This window comes from Prevotella sp. HMSC073D09 (assembly GCF_001814145.1).
In the GTDB taxonomy this organism is placed as follows: domain Bacteria; phylum Bacteroidota; class Bacteroidia; order Bacteroidales; family Bacteroidaceae; genus Prevotella; species Prevotella conceptionensis.
Window position 1 is genome coordinate 1 of record NZ_KV815102.1, and the last position, 3,116, is coordinate 3,116.

Sequence of the window (3,116 nt, forward strand, 5' to 3'; positions counted from 1 at the left end):
TTGCGGTAAACGGCATTGCCGTTCTGCGTGTCTATCTGCTTGGTAGTAACCTTCTCAAAACCATAGAAGTCACGTTCTCGGCGATCGCGATAGCCACCTTCATACTCAAACTCGTTGCGCATCTTGGTGGCTCCGTTCTCGGCATAGCCACCCGTGGTCTCCACGGATGCCATCACCCAACGCCGGCCGGGCATGTTATAGCTCGATTCTGTCTGCTTATATTCTACGGCAACGTGTCCGCCGAAAGGAAGGGTCACACCCTTGAGAAGGTTGGTGCGCCCCGTTTGGTTACGACGGACCGTCATGCTGTTTTCGCTGTCGCTGTAAACGAGATCGGGCAAGCCGTCGCCGTCTATGTCCATCAAGGCCGCAGTCGTGCGATTGATGCTTTCGCTATGCGAACCTTGTATGCTCGGTGTGATGTTGATGACAAAGCCGAACGGAAGGGGGATGCGAATCGTATAGGCGGTGCTGGCGTATATGGCCACGGAAGAGCCCATGTTGCCGGAAAGCTCCGATTTCTTCTGCAACCTTTCAGGTGCGGCAAAGCCGCTGCCCGTATTCAGGGTGACTTTCAAGTCGCCCTTGCTGTCCTGTTCCACAAAGTCGGGCAGCCCGTCGCCGTTCACGTCATGGAATGCACCCTTGCCGGAAGTGAGGCTCCCCGTATCGTTCTGCCCTGCCGAGATGTTGAACAGGCCGAGAATGGGGATGCATACGCCCAGCCCGTCACCGTAGTTGTTGTTCGAACTGTGTTCGACGGCATTGATACCTGAGGGCATGACCTCGGTGAAAGAATATCCCAGATTATAACGTACCTGCCCCTTGGATACCATGTCGGGCAGTCCGTCGCCGTTAAGGTCCCCCCAGTCGCGTACGGATTCCGACGTCCCGCTTGAGAAATTGCCGCTGGCGCTGCAAGCCCCTTCCGAGACGTTGCCGCTAAAGCTTGCCCCCTCGGCATTCTTACCCAGCCGCCCAGTCTGTTGCAGGCTGGCCACGCTCTTAGCGAAAGAGGCTTTCGCCTTTTGCAGTTTATCTTGGAAGTTGGAAAGCTTATAACTGTCGGGATTCATGCTGAGTCCGGCATCCCCGCCTGTGTTTTCCGATTCTCCATAAGACATTGAGGGCTCCACATCATAGTCTTGCCCGTCACCGAGCGTACCGATCTGATGAGTAAGCTGTACTCTGATCTTACCGTCATTTTCACGAATCCAGTCAGGATAACCGTCACCGTTCAGATCCATTGCGGACACCGTGGTATAAGACTCTTGCTTGGTGTTGCTCTTATTTACTCCGAGACTGACGCCCAACGAAAATCCCAAGGAGAAGGTCTTGCCCTTGCTTGTCGACTCCGTCATCTGCACAGGCGCAGAAAGTCCTTCCCCGTTCAGGTTATAGTTGATGGAGTCAACGACGATTTCATCTTCACCCAATCGCGATGCACGCATCATTGCGACTTTTATATACACACTGTCTGTGGCACTGACATACTTTCCTGTTGTGGAACTATATGCCATCGTGAAGAATTTCTGCTTGTTGATATCGAGCGTATTTTTCTCAACGGCCCCTTCATCGATTTTCCCATCCTTGATGTAGTCGTTATGGTCAGAGGCCCTCATCTCATCGGTCCTGATGGGTTCTCCCTTCGCATTACCGTTCCATGCAAACTGTCCCCAACCTTTGTAGAGCGGTCCATGGTCAAAACGGTTGAAACTGGAGAACACGGATGCCGGAATGGAATCCACGCGTACCAGCCTGCGCCCTGCCTCATGCTTCTCCCCGTCCGTCCCCACGGTGTAAAGAATGGAGTCACGAAGGACAAGTAGCCGTGCGATGGGGGCATTATCCAGTTCATTGAGGACGGAAAAACTCACTTGCATTCTCTTTGCTGAAAGATGCGGGATAAGGGAGACGCCGTTCACGGCTATACTGTCTCCTTGCAGGCGATTGTTTCCCGACATCGTGTAATCCTTGCGGTAAAGCAGTGAACCCGTTTCATCTTTCAACGTGAGATGGACTGTGGCGGGCGCTGTGTCTTTATCTGAAGAACGGCTTACCTTTAGATCGGGCACGAAGACCAACCTCTCACCCCAAGTGGAATCGCTTGCAACGACATGTACAAGCGTATCCTTTGCAGCTACAATGTTTTTATTGAACATCAGGCGTTGCGGAGCAAGCGCGTATTTGGTAGTATCACTACGGAACACGGGCGTCCAGCTGATGTGCTGCCAGTTGATGGGGCTGTTTGTCTTGATGATGAAGTTTACCGTGGCACTATCCACAACGGAAGATTGGAAATTGCCCTCGAACTTTCCCGTAAGCACGGTATCGGCTGGCAAAAGAAGATGGTCTATTTCCGTTTGTGTGCCGGTTTTATCCGTCTTGACTATGGAGAGTACTACATCGTCGCTTGTTTTTTGCTTATTAAACCCTCCTTCATAGAAAACCGTGCCGTCAATGGCAAGCGGTGCAGTAGACATTTCGCCAGGCACATAATCCGACGAATTGCGATAATGTTTCAAATCTTCACCTGCGTAGGCATCTACCGCAATGGAAGTATAAACAATGCCGGGGTCCCATTCCACGACATCGCCTATGCCCGAACATCTTGCATTCACGCGGAAGAGCAGATAGTCACCCGGACGGACGGAAAGGGTCTTCGCCGGTACCGTAACACTGCCCGATTGCAGAAGCGTGTCTTTCCATAACACGACATTATTATGCTGCATACTCAGACTGACACCGTCTCCTTGGGAAGATGGTTTGTTGACCGCCCCAGTCACTTTCACTATACCTGCGTAGGGGGCACGCCATAAACGAACGGCATCGTGCAAGGGAAATTCGCGTCCCAACGAATCACGGATAGCCTTGTAGTCGGGAAGGAATGTGGAGTCTATGCTTGCCGCATTTCCCGTAATGGGATTTCCCGTATTGGTACTCGTACTGCTGAAACTTACATCCTTACCATTGCTGTGGTTGAAATAGACCGTACCATTTTGGGCGATGTCAATAAGGCCGTCGGCATTGAAATCCTGAAAATAGGTTTTGTTCTTGCTTTGGTCGGTCGTTTTGTTTACGGCATAGCCGATACTTGCCGGGCCAAAGCCCGTAGC

1 protein-coding gene is annotated in these 3,116 nt (G+C 52.0%); it reads right to left on the bottom strand.

Annotated features, from left to right (window positions below):
• A partial coding sequence (locus HMPREF2955_RS08875; RefSeq protein ID WP_305775578.1) for a toxin TcdB middle/N-terminal domain-containing protein occupies positions 1-3,116 on the bottom strand: 3,116 nt, incomplete at both ends.